General features: G+C 60.5%; 17 protein-coding genes. 15 read left to right on the top strand and 2 right to left on the bottom strand.

The window, feature by feature from the left end:
- The first annotated feature begins 13 nt into the window (after window positions 1-13).
- The 14 genes from EDF71_RS14655 (at window position 14) to EDF71_RS14590 (ending at window position 15,143) form a co-directional block, all read left to right on the top strand.
- Window positions 14-955: a branched-chain amino acid ABC transporter permease gene (locus tag EDF71_RS14655; protein ID WP_133857317.1), complete on the top strand. Its 942-nt coding sequence runs from the start codon at window positions 14-16 to the stop codon at window positions 953-955.
- 21 nt (window positions 956-976) lie between these two features.
- The gene (locus EDF71_RS14650) at window positions 977-2,284 is read left to right on the top strand and encodes a branched-chain amino acid ABC transporter permease (RefSeq protein ID WP_133857316.1); all 1,308 of its coding nucleotides are present in this window, start codon (window positions 977-979) and stop codon (window positions 2,282-2,284) included.
- Window positions 2,281-3,048 carry an ABC transporter ATP-binding protein gene (locus tag EDF71_RS14645; protein ID WP_133857315.1) on the top strand — a complete coding sequence of 256 codons (768 nt, stop codon included), beginning with the start codon at window positions 2,281-2,283 and terminating at the stop codon, window positions 3,046-3,048. Before EDF71_RS14650 ends, EDF71_RS14645 begins: the two co-directional genes overlap by 4 nt.
- Window positions 3,045-3,767 carry an ABC transporter ATP-binding protein gene (locus tag EDF71_RS14640; protein ID WP_133857314.1) on the top strand — a complete coding sequence of 241 codons (723 nt, stop codon included), beginning with the start codon at window positions 3,045-3,047 and terminating at the stop codon, window positions 3,765-3,767. The genes EDF71_RS14645 and EDF71_RS14640 overlap by 4 nt, the downstream gene beginning before the upstream one ends.
- Window positions 3,764-4,591 carry an SDR family oxidoreductase gene (locus tag EDF71_RS14635; protein WP_133857313.1) on the top strand — a complete coding sequence of 276 codons (828 nt, stop codon included), beginning with the start codon at window positions 3,764-3,766 and terminating at the stop codon, window positions 4,589-4,591. The genes EDF71_RS14640 and EDF71_RS14635 overlap by 4 nt, the downstream gene beginning before the upstream one ends.
- A 40-nt stretch (window positions 4,592-4,631) precedes the next feature.
- On the top strand, window positions 4,632-6,830 hold the full coding sequence (locus EDF71_RS14630) for an alpha-ketoacid dehydrogenase subunit alpha/beta (protein WP_133857312.1): 2,199 nt from the start codon (window positions 4,632-4,634) through the stop codon (window positions 6,828-6,830).
- Window positions 6,831-6,847: 17 nt separating this feature from the next.
- Entirely contained in the window at window positions 6,848-7,327 is a 480-nt protein-coding gene (locus EDF71_RS14625; RefSeq protein ID WP_347876671.1) for a VOC family protein, read from the top strand.
- A gap of 1 nt (window position 7,328) precedes the next feature.
- Window positions 7,329-8,603, top strand: coding sequence for a pyruvate dehydrogenase complex dihydrolipoamide acetyltransferase (locus tag EDF71_RS14620; protein WP_133857311.1), 1,275 nt, complete (start codon window positions 7,329-7,331; stop codon window positions 8,601-8,603).
- 7 nt (window positions 8,604-8,610) lie between these two features.
- Entirely contained in the window at window positions 8,611-10,017 is a 1,407-nt protein-coding gene (gene lpdA, locus EDF71_RS14615) for a dihydrolipoyl dehydrogenase (RefSeq protein WP_133857310.1), read from the top strand.
- Between the two features lie 36 nt (window positions 10,018-10,053).
- The gene (locus EDF71_RS14610; protein ID WP_133857309.1) at window positions 10,054-10,797 is read left to right on the top strand and encodes an SDR family NAD(P)-dependent oxidoreductase; all 744 of its coding nucleotides are present in this window, start codon (window positions 10,054-10,056) and stop codon (window positions 10,795-10,797) included.
- A 30-nt stretch (window positions 10,798-10,827) separates the two neighbouring features.
- On the top strand, window positions 10,828-12,276 hold the full coding sequence (gene gabD, locus EDF71_RS14605) for an NADP-dependent succinate-semialdehyde dehydrogenase (RefSeq protein ID WP_133857308.1): 1,449 nt from the start codon (window positions 10,828-10,830) through the stop codon (window positions 12,274-12,276).
- A 191-nt stretch (window positions 12,277-12,467) separates the two neighbouring features.
- Window positions 12,468-13,250, top strand: a complete 783-nt coding sequence (locus EDF71_RS14600; RefSeq protein WP_133857307.1) for an SDR family oxidoreductase — start codon at window positions 12,468-12,470, stop codon at window positions 13,248-13,250.
- A 2-nt stretch (window positions 13,251-13,252) separates the two neighbouring features.
- Complete coding sequence (locus EDF71_RS14595; RefSeq protein WP_133857306.1) at window positions 13,253-14,206, top strand: 3-hydroxyacyl-CoA dehydrogenase; 954 nt, start codon at window positions 13,253-13,255, stop codon at window positions 14,204-14,206.
- Between the two features lies 1 nt (window position 14,207).
- Window positions 14,208-15,143, top strand: a complete 936-nt coding sequence (locus EDF71_RS14590; RefSeq protein WP_133857305.1) for a 3-keto-5-aminohexanoate cleavage protein — start codon at window positions 14,208-14,210, stop codon at window positions 15,141-15,143.
- Between the two features lie 126 nt (window positions 15,144-15,269).
- Here EDF71_RS14590 and EDF71_RS14585 read toward each other — a convergent pair whose 3' ends face one another.
- Both EDF71_RS14585 and EDF71_RS14580 read right to left on the bottom strand, forming a co-directional pair.
- A complete protein-coding gene (locus EDF71_RS14585; protein WP_133857304.1) occupies window positions 15,270-16,337 on the bottom strand; it encodes a glycerol dehydrogenase in 1,068 nt (355 codons plus the stop codon).
- Between the two features lie 33 nt (window positions 16,338-16,370).
- Window positions 16,371-17,084, bottom strand: coding sequence for a GntR family transcriptional regulator (locus EDF71_RS14580; protein WP_133857303.1), 714 nt, complete (start codon window positions 17,082-17,084; stop codon window positions 16,371-16,373).
- Window positions 17,085-17,186: 102 nt separating this feature from the next.
- Here EDF71_RS14580 and EDF71_RS14575 point away from each other — a divergent pair, with 102 nt between their 5' ends.
- A complete protein-coding gene (locus EDF71_RS14575) occupies window positions 17,187-18,044 on the top strand; it encodes a transketolase (protein WP_133857302.1) in 858 nt (285 codons plus the stop codon).
- The last annotated feature ends 19 nt before the right edge of the window (window positions 18,045-18,063 follow it).

The raw sequence follows: 18,063 nt of genomic DNA, 5'->3' as shown, positions 1-18,063 counted from the left end.
ACGGAAAAGACTCATGGATTACCTGCTTGTCTCATTGCTGAACGGCGTGATCTACGGATTGCTGTTGTTCATGGTTTCAGCTGGCCTGACACTCATCTTCGGGATGATGGGGGTGCTGAATTTTGCCCACGCATCGTTTTACATGCTGGGCGCCTACTTTGCCTATGCCTTGCAGGGCGTGCTGGGTTTTTGGGGGGCCTTGATCGCCGCGCCCATTCTGGTGGGCTTGGTGGGTGTCGTGGTGGAGCGGTTCTTTCTGCGCCGTGTGCACCAGCATGGGCACGCGCACGAATTACTGCTCACCTTTGGCCTGTCTTTCATCATCGCCGAGCTGATCAAGGTGTTCTTCGGCAATTTCCCGGTCGACTATCGCATCCCAGCCAGCCTGGACTTTGCACTGTTCCGCCTGGGTGATGCGAACTATCCGGTCTACCGCATCCTGATGGGCTCTGTGGCGATTGTGATGTTCATCCTCATGTATCTGCTGCTCACGCGTACCCGCGTCGGCATTGTGGTGCGTTCGGCCATCTACAAGCCGCGCATGGCAGAAGCCCTGGGCCACAACGTGCCGCTGGTGTTCATGGGCGTGTTCGGTGTAGGGGCTGCACTCGCCGGTTTGGCGGGGGCTGTTGCTGGCGCCTTCTACACCACCAATCCCAATATGGCGCTGGAGCTGGGTGTGATGGTGTTTGTGGTCGTGGTGGTGGGCGGCTTGGGCTCCATGGGCGGAGCCATGCTGGCATCGCTGTTGATTGGTGTGATCACTTCCTTGTCGGTGGGCGTGGACTACAGCTTGGCCGATGTACTGGGCCTGTTTGGCGCGCGTGACTGGGCCGAAGACGTTGGTGGCTTGCTCACGCTGAAGGTCTCTAGCGTGTCGGCCACGATTCCCTTTGCCTTGATGCTGCTGGTGCTGATGGTTCGGCCCTCCGGGCTGATGGGCGAGAAGAACTGAGCCAATCTACGGAGTGGAAAGATGAATTCGAAATACTGGGGCCTGCTGCTCCTTGTCATAGCCATGCTGCTGGCCTTGCCAGCGCTGCTGTCGCAATCATTGGTGAATGCTGCAATTCAGATGTTGATTGCTGCACTGTTTGCCTGCTCGTTTAATTTGTTGTGCGGGCAAGGGGGCATGTTGTCCTTCGGGCATGCCACCTATTTTGGGGTGGGCACCTTTGCCACCGTGCACGCGATGAATGCATTCAACGGTGCAGGCTTGCTGCCGACGCCACTGATGCCATTGGCCGGCGCCGTCATCGGGCTGGTGGTGGGTGTGGTGGCGGGCTGGTTTGCCACCCAACGCAGCGGCACCTACTTTGCCATGATCACCCTGGCGTTGGCAGAGTTGTTGCACGCCTTGGCGCCGCATCTGAAAGGTATTTTTGGCGGAGAGGCCGGCATATCGGCCATGCGCATGCCCGCCTGGGGCTGGACTTTTGGTTCCTCCAACGAGGTCTACTACCTGACCTTGGTGTGGGTGCTGATTTCGCTGGGGCTGCTGTATTTGTACACCTTGACGCCGGTAGGCCGCCTGACGCTGGGTTTGCGTGAAAACGCGCAGCGCCTGCAGTTCCTGGGGTATGACGTGCACCGCTTGAAGGTGGTTGTGTTTGCCATCTCTGCCATGTTCGCGGGCATTGCCGGTGGCTTGCAGGCCTTGAATACCGAGTCGGCGAACTATGTGCTGCTGGAAGTGCAGCACTCTGCCGCGGTGGTACTCAACAGCTATATCGGCGGTGTCAACGTGTTCCTTGGCCCCGCACTGGGCGCTGCGTTGATGACATTCTTTGGCTATGCCGTGTCCGATTTGACCCGAGCCTGGTTGCTCTACCAAGGCATTTTGTTCGTCTTGGTGATGATGTACATGCCCTCTGGCCTGGCTGGTTTCGTGCAGTGGATTGCGAACAATCGCAAGACGCAGGGCTGGTTCGCCATGCTGCCCTTGATGGCGGTGGCTGCAGTGGCGGGCCTGTTGTTGGCCTCAGCCACGGTGTTTAGCGTAGAGATGCTGCAGCGGTTTTTCTCGCAGGACTACCGCTCGCTGGCCTCCTTCAATGGCGGTGGGGCATGGCCGCCGATTGCCCTGTTTGGCCGTGAATGGGCTCCTGGATCGCTGCTGACCTGGCTGGTGCCCATGGTGTGCCTGGGCCTGGGACTGAGCTTGGTGCAGTTGGCCAAGCGCCTATGGCGTGCCATGGTGGACAAGGCCGAAACCGCGCAAGAGAGACTGCGCGCGACCGATGCTGGCCTGGCACCCGCTGCTGTACAAGGAGTGTCGCCATGAGTGCCAACCAGACGCGAGATATTTTGACGCTGCGCGGTGTGCGCAAGTCGTTTGGCGAAGCCGAGATCATTCGCGGTGTGGACCTGTCTTTGCATGCTGGTGAACGCCATGCACTGATTGGCCCCAATGGCGCGGGCAAGTCCACGGTGTTTCACCTGATCTCAGGGCACTACGCCGTCAGCGAAGGGGTGATTGCATTGGATGGGCAAGAGATCCAGAACGCCACGCCACAGCGCATCAACCGGGCAGGGCTTGCGCGTTCGTTCCAGATTACCAATATCTTCCCCAAGCTCACGGTGTACGAGAACCTGCGTATGGCGGTGATGCGGCGCTTTGGCGTGCAAAACACCATTTGGCGCTTTATCTCCAGCTATCCCGTGGTGCGCGAGGAAACCGAGCGTTTACTGGAACAGGTACGCCTGCAAAAACGGCGTGACGCAGTGGCCGGTGAGCTCTCGTACTCGGAGCAGCGATCGATGGAGATTGCCATGACCCTGGCCTCCGACCCCAAGGTGATCTTGCTCGATGAGCCGATGGCCGGCATGTCGCACGAAGAGACCGACTACACGGTCGAATTGATCAAGTCGGTAACGCAGGGGCGCAGCTTGCTGATCGTGGAGCACGACATGAACGTGGTGTTCTCCCTCTGTGACCGCATCAGTGTGCTGGTGTATGGCGAAGTGATTGCAACCGGGTCGCCAGACGACATTCGCAACAACCACAAAGTCAAGGAAGCCTACTTGGGCGAGGAGGTGAGCGTATGACATCGAGCAACCAGGCTTTGCTGCGCCTCCAAGGCGTTCACGCGCATTACGGCAAGAGCCATATTTTGCATGGCGTGGATTTCAGGGTCGCGCAGGGCGAGGTGGTGAGCCTGTTGGGCCGCAATGGCTCGGGCCGCTCCACGACGATGAAGACCATCATGGGCATGGTGCCACCTACGGCCGGAGACATCTGGCTGGGGAGCCGAAAGCTCAGCGGCGCACGCCCCTTCGAGATTTGCCGTGCCGGTGTGGCCTATGTGCCCGAAGAGCGCGAGGTGTTTGGCAATCTCACGGTGGACGAGAACCTGCGCATGGGCGAGCAGGCCGCCAAGCCGGGCCGCGCGACCTGGACGGTGGAGCACATGTTTGATTACTTCCCCCGGCTCAAGGAGCGGCGCAACACCAAGGCGGGCAGCCTGTCTGGCGGGGAGCAGCAGATGCTGACCATGTGCCGTTCGTTGCTCGGCAACCCGCAAGTGATTTTGATCGATGAGCCCACCGAAGGCCTGGCACCGAAGATCGTGCAGGTGGTGGGCGAGGCGATTCGCGATATCCATAGCAAGGGGGTGTCGGTGGTGCTGGTCGAGCAGAAGCTGGCCATTGCACTGAAGGTGTCCAGCCGCGTTTGCGTGATGGGACACGGGCGCATTGTCTTCGAAGGCAGCCCAGAGGCACTCACTTCCAATCCACAACTCATGAAAGACTGGCTCGCTGTATGACCACCCCACACATTCCAAACGGCTATCCCCAAGCGCAGCCATTTGGCGTTGCGCAATACCCCGGTCTGGCCGGGAAGGTGGTGCTCAACACCGGTGCAGGCAGCGGTATTGGCCGCGCCATGGCGCAGGCCTTTGCCCGCCACGGTGCCCGACTGATGCTGCTGGATATTGATGCCCAGGCCATGGAGCAAACCAAGGCCGAGCTACTGGCAGCGTTTCCGGATCTGGAGGTGGATCTGGTGCAGGCGTCGATTGCCGACGATGTGGCGGTAGAGCGCGCTTGCGCGCAAACCCAGCAGCGTTTTGGCCGTATCGACATTCTGCTGAACAACGCTGGCATCTCGATGAACAAGCCATCGCTGGAACTCAAGCCCGAAGAGTGGCGCCGCACCATTGATATTGATCTGTCGGGCGTGTTCTATTGCGCACAGTCGGCCGGGCGCCGCATGGCCGGGCAGGGCGGCGGCGTGATTGTCAGCACGGCATCCATGTGGGGGCTGTCGTCGTCTGCCAATCGCCTGGCCTATTGCACGGCCAAGGCTGGTGTGATCAGCCTGACCAAGTGCCTGGCAGCGGAGTGGGCGTCCAAGCGGATTCGCGTCAATGCGCTGTGCCCCGGCTACACACACACCGCATTGATGGACGACCTGATGGAGCGCAATGTGATCAACGGTGCCGAGCTCTGCGGCAAGACGCCGCTCAACCGCCTGGGCAAGCCGGAGGAAATGGCCGAAGCCGCGCTCTACCTGGCCTCGGACGCTGCGTCCTTCATCACCGGTCATGCCTTGGTGTCCGATGGTGGCTGGCTGGCCAACGGCTATTGATGCGAACACCCGCAGATTCACAACGACGGAATAAACAACCATGACAACACGTACGGCATTGAGCCCAGCAAGTGACTGGGTGCAACTATCCACTACCGACGAGGACTGGGCGCAGGCAGACCCAGCACTGCTGGGCTCGCTACTCAGCCACATGCAAATCATTCGTGGCTTCGAGGAGTGTGTTCTGGAGCTGGCGGCCGAAGGCCTGGTGCACGGGCCAGCCCACTCCAGCATTGGGCAAGAAGGGGGTGCCGCGGGCTCTATCGTGGGCCTGACGAGTGCTGACCAGATCAACGGATCACACCGCGGCCACCACCAGTTCCTGTCCAAGGCATTGGGCCATATTGCCCCGCAGGGCCTGGACCCCAAGGGCGAGCTGGGCCCACAGATCCAAAACCTGTTGCAGCGCGCGCTGGCTGAGATTTTGGGGCTGGACCAAGGCTTTTGCCATGGTCGCGGGGGGTCCATGCACTTGCAATGGGTGGAGGCCGGTGCCTTGGGTACCAACGCGATTGTGGGCGGAGGCGTGCCCTTGGCAGCTGGCGCCGCGTGGGCGCACAAGCATTCCGGTACAGACGCGGTGGCCGTGACGTATTTTGGGGATGGTGCCGTCAATATTGGCTCGGTGCTGGAAACCATGAATCTGGCCGGCGCATGGAAGCTGCCGCTGTGCTTTTTTATTGAGAACAACCGCTATGCGGTGTCCACCACCGTGGAAGAAGCCACGGCCGAGACGCGCTTGTCGGCGCGCGGGCTGGCCTTCAATATTCAGAGCTGGAAAGTGGATGGCATGGACCCGCTTGCCGTACACCTTGCCATGCAAGAGGCCTTGGCCTGGATGCGCGCCGGCAAGGGGCCTGCGGTGATTGAAGCGGATGTATACCGCTTTTTCCACCAGAACGGACCGTTCCCCGGCAGCGCCTTTGGCTACCGCAGCAAGGCGGAAGAGCAGGAATGGCGCGCGCGCGACCCAATCAGCTTGCTGGCGGCCAAGATGCAGGCGCGTCAACTGTTGTGCGAGGCAGAGATGGCGGCCTTGAAGGAGCGAGTCCGCCAGGCCATGGCACAGGCCTGCGGGCAGCTGCTGGAGGCCGACGCTTCCGGCAAGCCCGGCAAGCCCGGCAAGCGCCGTATTCGCCCCGACCTGTGGCCGAGCCCCGATTTCCGTGATGTAGGTGTGCGTGGTGATCTGCGTGAAATGCAAGGCCTGCGCAGCGAAGAAGAGTCGAGCTTTGCTGGCAAGACCGAGCAGCGCAAGTTTGTGGATGTGGTGGCCGACGTGATGCAGCGCCGCATGGAAACAGATGCCAGCATTGTGGTGATGGGCGAGGACGTGCACCGCTTGAAGGGCGGCACCAATGGTGCCACACGTGGGCTGAGCGATCGTTTTCCGGGCCGTGTGCTGGGCACGCCGATCAGCGAAAACGCATTCGCTGGTCTGGGTGGCGGCTTGGCGATGGATGGGCGCTTCAAGCCGGTGATCGAGTTCATGTACCCCGATTTCATGTGGGTGGCGGCGGACCAGGTGTTCAACCAGATTGGCAAGGCACGCCACATGTTTGGCGGTGGCTTTGAAGTGCCTCTGGTGCTGCGCACCAAGGTGGCCATGGGTACGGGCTATGGCTCCCAGCACTCCATGGACCCTGCCGGTATCTTCGCCACCAGCCCTGGTTGGCGTATTGCCGCAGCATCGACCCCGTTTGACTATGTGGGTCTGATGAATGCTGCACTGGCTTGCAAGGACCCGGTGCTGGTGATTGAACATGTGGATTTGTACAACGGCACAGGCAGCGCACCGGTAGAAGACTTGGACTATGTGATTCCCATGGGCAAGGCAGCGGTGCGGCGTACGGGCAGTGCCGTGACGGTGCTGACCTATTTGTCGATGGTGGCCCATTCGCTGGAAGCGGTGGCGCAAACCGGTGTGGATGCGGAGGTCGTGGACCTGCGTTGGCTGGACCGTGCCAGCATCGATTGGGACACCATCGAAGCCAGTGTCCGCAAAACCAACAATGTACTGATTGTGGAGCAGGGCGCGCGCGGCACCTCGTACGGCGGGTGGCTGGCTGACGAAATCCAGCGCCGCTATTTTGATTGGCTGGACCAGCCCGTGCAGCGCGTGACTGGGGCTGAGGCATCGCCCAGCATCTCCAAGGTGCTGGAGCGTGCGGCCGCTGCCCGTACTGAAGAAGTGGCTGCAGCCCTGCTGCAGGTGATGCGCGACAAGGGCCAGGCTTGACGCCGAGGGACATATCCATGCAAATGATTTCTCCCCTGGAAGTGGGCCTGGGCGTGCGCGATTTGCCGCGTATGCGCCATTTCTACGAAACCGTGATGGGCTGTACGTTTGTCAGCGAGGTCACCGTGCCTGCCGCGAAAGCAGCACAGGCTGCGCTCAGCAACAGCGCCTACACCGTGGTGCGCCTGCAAACCTCGTATGGCGAACGCATCAAGCTGTTGGCGTCGCAGGAACCCGCAGCGGCTGAGCAGCATGCAGGTCCCATTCTGTCGCGCCCCAATGCGGCCTATCTGACCTTTATTGTCGACGACATCAACGCCGCCATTGAGCGCCTGCAGGTTGCCGGAGTGGAGCTGATGACCGGCCCCGAGCGGATTGAGGTGCGTCCGGGCACCTACCTGGTGTTCTGCAAGGACCCCGAAGGCCATGTGCTGGAGATTGTCGAGTACCAAGACATTGCCAGTTATCGCAACGATTTGAATAACAGGAGCGCTTGAGATGGCAAGCTTGTTGCGCATGCCCGAAGTGGCTGCAAATTCTACGGACGCCATCTTGGCGGCCTGGACTAAAAAAGAGGGCGATGCTGTCGCCCTGGGTGACTGCATCGCTGAGATCGAAACGGATAAGGCGGTGGTCGAGGTCAATGCTGACGCTGCAGGTGTGATGGGCCGCTGGCTGGTGCAAGCCGGCCAGCGTGTAGAGGTGGGCGCGCCCATCGGCGTGTTGTTGGCCAATGGGGAGACGGCGGCTGCCATGGAGTCCTTGTTGGCATCGGCAGGGGGGAGTGGCAGCGCTTCGGCAGTTGCTGGCGCAGCGGCTGCCGCTGCTCCTACGCCGCAGCCCTCAAGCGCTGTGGCCAATCCGGCTGCAGCACCGGCTCCCGCAAGCAAGCGTGTGTTTGCCAGCCCACTGGCCAAGCGCTTGGCTGCGCAGCGTGGGCTGGACATTGCCACCATCGCGGGCAGTGGTCCCAAGGGGCGGGTTGTCAAAGTCGACATTGAGCGTGCGGATGCACAAATCGCTGCAGGCGCGGTGACAGCTGCGGTGACCGGTGTGGTGGAGAAGCCAGCAGCTTTGCCAACGCAGGGCCAGTCGGCATATACCGAAACGCCCCATTCAGGCATGCGCCGCACGATTGCGCGCAGGCTGAGCGAGAGCAAATCGACGATTCCACACTTCTACCTGAGCGTGGATTGCCGCATGGAGCGATTGTTGGCCCTGCGTGCCGAGGTGAACAGCGCATCACCGCGCAAGATTTCGGTGAACGACTTCATTGTGCGGGCCGTGGCGGTAGCGCTGCGCGAGGTGCCTGAAGCCAATGTGGGCTGGACCGAAGATGGCATGCGCCATTACCAACAGGCCGACATCGCCGTCGCGGTGTCCACGCCTTCGGGCTTGATCACGCCCATTGTGCGCCAGGCGGATCGCAAATCGCTGTCGCAAATCAGCGAAGAGATTGCCGAGCTGGCCACCCGCGCGCGTGCTGGGCAACTGCGCCCGGATGAATACCAAGGTGGCAGCTTCAGTGTCAGCAACTTGGGCATGTACGGCGTGCGCGAGTTCTCGGCCATCATCAACCCACCACAGGCCGCTATTTTGGCTGTAGGTGCGTCGCAGCAGCTGCCGGTGGTGGAGGGCACTGAACTCAAGGTCGGTACCGTGATGCGATGCACCTTGTCGGTAGACCACCGGGCCATCGATGGTGCCTTGGCCGCGCAGTGGCTGGCTGCCTTACAGCGTGCGATGGAATCGCCGCTGAGCATGCTGATCTGAGGTGGCTATGGCTCAGAAATCATTTGATCTGGTGGTGATCGGCGGCGGCCCCGGAGGCTATGTGGCGGCCATACGGGCCAGCCAGCTTGGCATGAGGGTGGCGTTGGTCGAGAAGGACCAGCTGGGTGGCGTGTGCCTGAACTGGGGCTGTATCCCCACCAAGGCCTTGCTTCGCTCAGCCGATGTGCTGCGCCTGGTTCAAAAAGCGGGGCATTTCGGCGTCAAGGTGGCTGCACCGCAAGCCGATATGCCCAGCATGGTCGCACGCTCGCGGGCCGTGGCGGCCCAGCTGAACCAAGGCGTTACCCATTTGATGAAAAAGCATGGCATTACCGTGCTGCGTGGGCATGCGCGTTTGGCAGGCCAGGGGCAGGTCAGCTTCAGTGATGCGGCTGGTGCCAGCAGCAGCGTGCAGGCCAAGCACATCATCGTGGCGACAGGGGCGCGTGCGCGTCAGCTGCCGCAGTTCCCGGCCAATGACAGCACGGTTTGGAGCTATCGTGAGGCTTTGAACCCAGCCTTCCAACCCCAACGCATGGTGATTGTGGGCGCTGGTGCCATTGGCATCGAGTTCGCATGCTTTTACCGTGCCATTGGGGTAGAGGTGACGGTGGTGGAAATGGCCCCCCGGGTGCTGCCGGTGGAAGATGAAGAAATCTCTGCCCTGGTCGCCAAAAGCCTGCAGCGCGACGGCGTTCAGCTGCAGTTGAATTCCGAGATTGCGCAGGCCCAGAAAACAGCCACAGGCTGGCAGTTGCAGCTCAAGGCGCGCAGCGCTGGCGGCGCTGTGGTGCAGCTGGAGGCTGATGTCGTGCTGGTGGCCGCAGGCATTGTTGGCAACGTCGAAAACCTGGGTTTGGAGAACACGCGCGTCAAGGTCGACAAGACGCACCTGGTCACCGATAAGCACTGCCGTACCGATGAACCTGGCGTCTACGCCATTGGCGATGTAGCCGGTCCACCTTGGCTGGCGCACAAAGCCAGCCATGAAGGGGTGATGTGCGTGGAGCATATGCTGGGCCTGCCCACCCACCACTTGGACCCGCAGCGCGTGCCCGCATGTACCTACAGCCATCCGCAAGTGGCGAGTGTAGGCTTGACGCAAGCGCAGGCCGAGGCATCGGGTCGCAAGATCAAGGTGGGCAAGTTTCCGTTCATCGCCAATGGCAAAGCCATTGCCATGGGCGAGACGGCGGGCTTTACCAAGGTCATTTTTGATGCTGCCAGCGGCGAGCTCCTGGGCGCGCACATGGTGGGTGATGAAGTGACCGAGATGATCCAGGGTTTTGGCATTGCCCAGGCGCTGGAGGCGACAGAAGAGGATTTGATGGCCACCATCGTGGCGCACCCCACCATGTCCGAATCCATGCACGAGGCGGTGCTGGCCGCTTATGAGCGGGCGCTGCACCTTTGAGCCAACCTTACTGAGCTGACATTGGGAGTATTGAGCATGTACAACTTTCAAAACAAGACGCTGCTGCTTACCGGGGCGAATGGCGGTATTGGTCGCGAAGTGGCCAAGCTGTTTTACGCTGGCGGTGCCAACCTGGTGCTAACCGATTTGGACCTGCCGGGCCTGGAGAGCTTTGCCGCCACACTGGGGGCCGATGCTGGCAAACGCGTGGTAACCCAGCGCATGGATGCCGCCAGTGCCGATGATGCGACCTGCGTGGTTGAGCTGGCGCAGCAGTGCTTTGGCGGCATTGACTACCTGGTGCCTGCCGCTGGCCTGTATCTGGCGCAGCCGGCCGAAAGCATGACGGATGAGCAATGGCGCCAGACCATTGCCATCAACCTGGATGGTGTGTTCTACCTGACCCGGCGCGCCATCGCGCATTTGCGCGAAGGCAGTGCGATTGTGAACCTCACGTCCATGGCTGGCCACCGGGGCGCGTTCTACAACGCGCATTACAGCGCATCCAAAGGCGGGTTGATGAGCCTGACCCGCTCGCTGGCCCGCGAGTTGGGGCCGAAGACGCGGGTCAACGCCGTATCGCCCGGTGTGATTGCCACGCCAATGACCCATGACCTGATTGCCAAGCGTGGCTCGGAATCGGTGGAGCAAACGCCGCTCAAGCGCTTGGGCCTGCCAAGCGAGATTGCCAGCGTGATCGCCTTCCTGTGCAGCGACGCTGCCAGCTTTATCACGGGCGAGGTCATCCATGTCAATGGTGGCCTCTACATCGCTGGTTAAACCAGCCATTGTTTCCTAGCAGAGCAAAATATGTTGAATCTCAAAGACCCTTCGCTGCTGCGTGAGCAGTGTTTTATTGACGGCCAATGGCTGGTTGCGGACCAGGTGATCACCGTCACCAATCCGGCCACTGGACAGACCGTTGCCAAGGTGCCCAAGCTCGGTGCCCAGCACACCCGCCAGGCCATTGAGGCTGCCAACCGCGCATGGCCGGCATGGAAGGCACGCAGCGCCAAGGAGAGGGCGGCCATTCTGCGCCGCTGGTTCGAGCTGATGCTGGCCCATCAAGATGACCTGGCCCTCATCATGACCGTAGAGCAAGGCAAACCTCTGGCCGAAGCCAAGGGCGAAATTGCCTATGCGGCTTCGTTCATCGAATGGTTTGCCGAGGAGGGCAAGCGTGTTTATGGTGACACCATTCCCGCGCCCATGGCGGGTCAGCGGATTGTGGTGACCAAGGAGCCCATTGGCGTTTGCGCAGCGATCACGCCATGGAACTTCCCCGCCGCCATGATCACGCGCAAGGCCGGGCCTGCGCTGGCCGCAGGTTGCACCATGGTGCTCAAGCCAGCCTCGCAAACACCGCTCTCCGCTCTGGCCTTGGCCGTGCTGGCAGAGCGTGCCGGTATTCCGGCAGGCGTGCTCTCCGTCGTCACCGGCTCTGCGAGCGATATTGGCGAAGAACTGGCGACCAACCCCCTGGTGCGTAAGCTCAGCTTCACTGGATCGACTGAAGTGGGGCGCGTGCTGATGCAGCAAACCGCGGCCACCATCAAAAAAGTATCGATGGAGTTGGGTGGCAATGCGCCATTTATCGTTTTTGAAGACGCCGATCTGGATGCTGCAGTAGAAGGCGCGCTGGCCTCCAAATACCGCAATGCAGGCCAAACCTGCGTGTGCGCCAACCGTTTGTATGTACACACCAAGGTGTACGACCTGTTTGCGCAGAAATTGGTGACCGCCGTAGAAGCCATGAAGGTGGGCAATGGCCTGGACGAAGGCGTTCGCATTGGCCCGCTGATCGATGGCAAGGCGGTTGCCAAAGTGCAGGAGCACATTGCAGATGCGGTGGGCAAAGGCGCAGAGGTGCTGACAGGTGGTCAGCCACATGCACTGGGCCAATCCTTCTTCCAGCCCACGGTGTTGACCGGTGTGACGCAAGCCATGGCTGTGGCCAGGGAAGAAACCTTTGGCCCTCTGGCACCGCTGTTCCGTTTTGAGACCGAGGACGAAGTGGTCGCGCTGGCCAACGACACCGAATTTGGCCTGGCCAGCTACTTCTACGCCCGCGATCTGGGCCGCGTTTGGCGCGTGGCCGAGCGTCTGGAGTATGGCATTGTCGGCGTGAACACCGGGCTGATCTCGAATGAGGTAGCGCCGTTTGGCGGTGTCAAACAGTCTGGCGTGGGGCGCGAAGGCTCGCACTACGGGATTGAGGACTACTTGGTCGTCAAATACATCAACATGGCAGGTATCTGAGGCCTGTGCGATGAGAGAGTGAAGGTCACAAGTGCTGGCACTTGTGGCCTTCTTTTCTTTCTGGGAGAGGGCGAGCACAGAGGCTGCTGACGCCAGCGCTACTGCTGCAGGCAAGTACGCATTGCAAAAAACATCATATATCGTATATTTTGAATTATTGTGTGTGAGACCTATACAAGGAGAGACAGACGATGTTTGATGATGTGAGCTTTGCGGGGCGAAAGGTGTTGATCACTGCCGGTGCCGATGGTCTGGGGCTGGAAATGGCCCGGGTGTTCCACAAGGCAGGGGCCAGCATCATGGTCTGCGACGTGAACGAGGAGCGCTTGGCCGCTGTGCCGACGGCGCTACCTGGCGTGCACGTGGTCAAGGCCGATGTGTCGGACGAAGACAGCGTGGCCCAGCTGTTTGCGCAGGTAAAGGAAAAGCTGGGCGGGCTGGATGTGCTGCTGAACAATGCCGGGGTTGCCGGCCCCACAGGGTATGTGGAAACCTTGTCCAAAAAAGACTGGGACCATACGCTGGCTGTCAATATCACCGGGCAGTTTTTGTGTGCCCGCCTGGCGGTGCCCTTGCTCAAGCAATCCAGCCATGGCGTGATGATCAACCTATCGTCGGCGGCGGGCCACCTGGGGTTTGCGGGCCGCTCTGTGTACTCTGCATCGAAGTGGGCGGTCATTGGTTTTACCAAATCGCTGGCCATCGAATTGGGTGCTTACGGCGTACGTGTCAACGCAATTTTGCCCGGCGCGGTGGAGGGGCCCCGCATCCGTGCCGTGATCGCCGCCAAGGCAAACACCTTGGGTAAACCGGTGGAAGAGATTGCATCGCATTACGAAAACCAATCGGCGCTGGGCCGTATGGTGACTGCCACCGATATTGCCAATATGGCCCTGTTCAATGCCAGCGAAGCCTCGCGCAGTGTGAATGGCCAAGCGATTGTGGTCGATGCCTTTACCCAAAAGCTGTACTGAGCATGGCAGAAAACACCACACCTGAACCAGGCCATGTGGCCATTGTGGGCGCGGGGCTGATAGGCCAGGCATGGGCCATCGTCTTTGCGCGTTCTGGCTGGACCGTGCAACTGTACGACGCCCATGAGGCCGGTTTGCCGCAAGCCCAGCAGCTGATCATTGGCCAACTGCAGGCCTTGCAGGCGCAGGGCCTGATGACGGGAGCCGACGAGGCGGCCAGCCGCGTGCATGTGGCGCAGAGTTTGGCGCAGGCCTTGCAAAATGCGGACTACGTGCAGGAAAGCTCACCCGAGCAGCTGGAGCTAAAGCAGGCCCTGTTCAAGCAATTGGACGCATTGGCCCCGGCGCACACCATCATCGGCAGCTCTACCTCCAGCATTGCCGCCAGCCTGTACACCGAAGACCTGCCGGGGCGGCACCGTTGCCTGGTGGCCCACCCGGTCAACCCGCCGTATTTGATTCCGGTGGTGGAGTTGTGCCCAGCCCCCTGGACCAGCCCGCAGGCGGTGGCAGATGCGCGCAGCATCATGCAAGCCATTGGGCAAAAGCCGGTGGTGGTCAAGAAAGAGATTGAAGGCTTCATCCTCAATCGCCTGCAAGGGGCTTTGTTGCACGAGGCGTTTCGCCTGTATGCGGCAGGCATTGCCAGCGCGGAGGATATTGATACCACGGTCAAAGACGGTCTGGGCCTGCGCTGGTCCTTCATGGGGCCGTTTGAAACCATCGACCTCAATGCACCGGGTGGGCTGAGCGATTACTGCGCCCGTTACGGCGCTCTGTACCAATCCATTGGTCAGTCGCAGCAAGAGACTCCCCCATGGAGTGAGGCCTTGGTGGCTGCTCTGGACCAGGAAAGGCGTGAACAGCTACCGCTGCAGGATTTGCACGAGCGGCGACTGTGGCGCGATGAAAGACTGATGCAGTTGATGCGTCACAAACACGTTAACGGAGACTGATATGGCCAAACCAAAACAGAAAATCATCATTACCTGCGCTGTTACCGGCGCCATCCACACACCCAGCATGTCGCCCCACCTGCCGGTCACCGCGGACGAAATTGCCGAGGCCGCTATTGGCGCGGCACAAGCCGGTGCTGCCATCTTGCACTTGCATGCCCGCGATCCGCAGACGGGAAAACCGTCGCAAGACCCGGCACTGTTCAAGCCCTTTTTGGAGCGCATCAAGGCCGAGACGAATGCGGTCATCAACATTACCACTGGCGGTAGCCCGCACATGACGGTGGAAGAGCGCATGCGCCCAGCCACCACGTTCAAGCCGGAGGTGGCTTCGCTGAACATGGGCTCGATGAACTTTGGCCTGTTCCCGATGCTGGACCGTTTTCAGAATTTCGAGCACGAGTGGGAGCGCGAGCACCTGGCCAACAGCCGCTCGCTGATCTTCCGCAACACCTACCAAGACATCGAGACCATTCTGAAGATCGGTAACGACAACGGCACCCGTTTCGAGTTTGAGTGCTACGACATCAGCCACCTGTACAACCTGGCCCATTTTGTGGACCGTGGCTTGGTGCAGTCGCCACCGTTCATCCAATCGGTGTTCGGCATTTTGGGTGGTATTGGCCCGCATCCGGAAGACCTGATGCACATGCGCCGCACGGCGGATCGTCTGTTTGGCGACAACTACGAGTGGTCGATACTGGGCGCTGGCCGTAACCAGATTCCGCTGGCCACCATCGGCGCGGCCATGGGCTCAAACGTGCGCGTCGGGCTGGAAGATTCGCTGTGGATTGGCCCGGGTCAGTTGGCCGAATCGAACCGCCAGCAGGTCGAGCGCATCCGTTTGATTGCCGAAGCGCTGAATTTGGAAATTGCCACGCCTGATGAAGCACGCCAAAAGCTGGGTCTCAAGGGTGGCGGACAGGTCGCATTCTGATTGAATGCCAGGATCCTTATCGGGGCCGTGACTGGGCCTGCTCAAAAAAGGGCTTGCATTGCTCAACATGCAGGCCCTTTTTGGATGCTGCACGCAGCAAGAGCGGGAAATCACCTATGCTGGATATCAGCTATGGCGTTGCAGGGCACTGACCAGGGTGTCCACGTCGAGCTGGCACTTGAAGTTGGCTGCGTGGCGTGCCTCCAGTGTCAGACGGGCGGCGGTACGCCATTGCTCATCGCTGGTGGCTTGTGCGCCGATGTCGCGCAGACGGGTGGGCAGGCCCATGCGGCCATACCATGCGCGCACAGTATCCAAGCTGTTGTCGCTGCGCTCTTCCAGGTCCAGCTGGATCAGCAGGCCCACGGCTACTTGCAGGCCGTGCAGGGCCGTTGCCACGCCAGGGATATGGGGCAGCCCACGGGTCAGCGCATGGGCAATCGACAGGCCGCCGCTTTCAAAGCCCAAGCCACTCATCAAAATCATCGCTTCCACGCTGCGCTCAAAAGCCGGCGTGGGTTCGCCGGTGCCGGCGGCCTGCAGTGCGGTCTCGCCATCCGCCAGCAGGGTCTCGAGGCAGGCCTGGGCAATGGCTCGCGCGGTCAGTGTGGATTGGCCGTCATACATATTGCGGCCGACGCTGGCAAAACATTGCTCCGCTTCAAATTTTTTGGAGATCGCGTCGCCGATGCCGGCCAAGAAAAAGTGGCGCGGTGCAGCGGCGATGATGCTGGTGTCCACCACGACGGCGGCAGGATTCATGCGCATATGCTCTACCGCCAGCAAGCGGTGATGTGCGTCATACAGCACATAGTTTTTGCTGGTGGGGGCGTCGTTGGAGGCCACGGTGGGCACCGTGATCAGCGGCCGCCCGGTGGCCTTGGCCACGCCTTTGCCGGCATCCAGCGATTTACCGCCACCAGCAGCCACAATCACTTCGGCCTTACTTTGGAGCGCCTGCTCGCACAGCGCAGCGATCGACTCGGGCGTCAAATCACCTTGCACCAACAGCACGGTCAGCGCTACTTCGTGCTTGGCGCAAATGGCGGCAATGTGCTCGCCATATTGGTCGTGGACAAAGCTGTCGATCACCAAGGTGGCACTGTGGCCAAGCATGCGGATATGCTCGCCCAGGGTTTGCAATGCGCCAGGGCCTTGTACGTAGCGAGAGGGGGCTCCAAAGATTTTGAACATGCTTGTGCTGGTTGGGGAGGGTGGGGCTCGCAGCTATCTGCGGGCGTGGCTGACCTCTGGCTCTTGCGCTTGGCTTTCCTGCTCGCGCTTGACGAGCCAGTCGATCATGATTTTTCCGCCCCAGGCAATGTCGTCTTGTATGGCCTTGGCGGCGGCTTGCGGGTCTCGGGCTTCCAGTGCATCGAGCACGGCCTCATGGCGGTGCTGGTCTTGCTTGTAGTCAATACCGGCCGTCTTGATGTGGAAGACTTTGAGGATAGGCCCGGTGATGACCCAGAACGCCTCCACCGTGGTGCGCAGCACCGGCTTTTTCGCCGCTTCCAGCAGCGCGAAGTGGAACTTGCGGTTCAGGTGGCTGGCGCGCTTGGGGTCACTGGCGGTATTGGCCAAAAACTCTTTTTGCAGCGCCTTCAGGTGGTCGAGTTGCTTGCGCGTGATGTGATGTGCGGCTTCGGCAGCGCCCATGCCTTCCAGGTGAAAGCGGATTTGCTGGATTTCGCGCAGCTTTTCCGAATCGACGTACGGCACATACACCGCTGTGGCGGCCTGCATTTCCAGGCCCTGTTCACTGATCAGTCGAAAGATCGCTTCCCGCACGGGCGTGATCGACACATCCATTTCCTTGGCCAGGTCGCTGATGATCAGGCGCTCACCGGGCTCGTACTGGCCGTCAATGAGGGCATTGCGGATCTCGGTGTAGACCTTGTGGGAGAGGTTTTCTTTCTTGACTGGTTTGAGGCTGGGCATGGATGTGCAGGGCTGAATTTTGCGATAGGCTGATTCTAACGGAGTACTTGCATAACGCGAAACTTAGTATATCATATATCATATATTTTAAAAGGAGCATCCATGCCAGAAAGTTCCTGCGCTCTGTCGGCAGCAGAGCTGGAGACATTGAAAGAGCGGGCCCGGTTCATCCGTTTGGAGACCATTCGCCAGATCGAAATAGCCAAAGTAGGGCACTACAGTTCGGTGTTCTCCTGCGCGGAGATATTCGCCAGCCTCTACTACGGGGTGATGCGTTTACGCCCGGGCGAAGCGGCCTGGCCGGACCGTGACCGTTTTCTCATGGGCAAAGGGCATGCTGCCGTGGGCCTGTTCCCGGTGCTGGCAGATCTGCGGTTCTTTGATGCCAGTTTGCTCGATGGCTACACCCGTCTGGGTAGTCCACTGGGCGACCACCCGGACATGACCAAGGTGCCGGGCGTGGATTTCAGCTCGGGCTCAATCGGCCACGCGCTGTCCAACGGCGCAGGCATGGCGGTCGCCGCGCGGATGCAAAAGCGCGATTTCAGCACCTTTGTCATGCTGGGTGATGGGGAGATGCAGGAAGGCCAGGTGTGGGAAGCCGCACTGTTTGCGGCCCATCACCAACTCTCGCGTCTGATTGCCATTGTGGACCGCAATGGCTACCAGCTCGATGGGCGTGTGGATGACGTGATTGGTGTGGAGTCACTGGCTGACAAATGGCGCAGTTTTGGCTGGCAAGTGCATGAGGTGGATGGCCACGACTTGCAGGCGCTGACCACGTTGTTGCGCATATTGCGGGCCGATGATGCGCGCACGAAACCAGCCTGTGTGATTGCCCGCACCGTCAAGGGCAAAGGCGTGGGGTATATGGAAACCGAACCGGGATGGCACCTGGGTTACCTGGCACCGCCAGATGCGCAGCGTGCGGTAGAAGAAATTCTGTCCCGCGATATCTGATGCGGCTCTTCACTCCATC

Origin of the sequence: Comamonas sp. JUb58 (assembly GCF_004364775.1) — a bacterium.
Classification (GTDB): domain Bacteria; phylum Pseudomonadota; class Gammaproteobacteria; order Burkholderiales; family Burkholderiaceae_C; genus Comamonas.
This window is presented reverse-complemented; position numbering and strand designations above follow the sequence as displayed.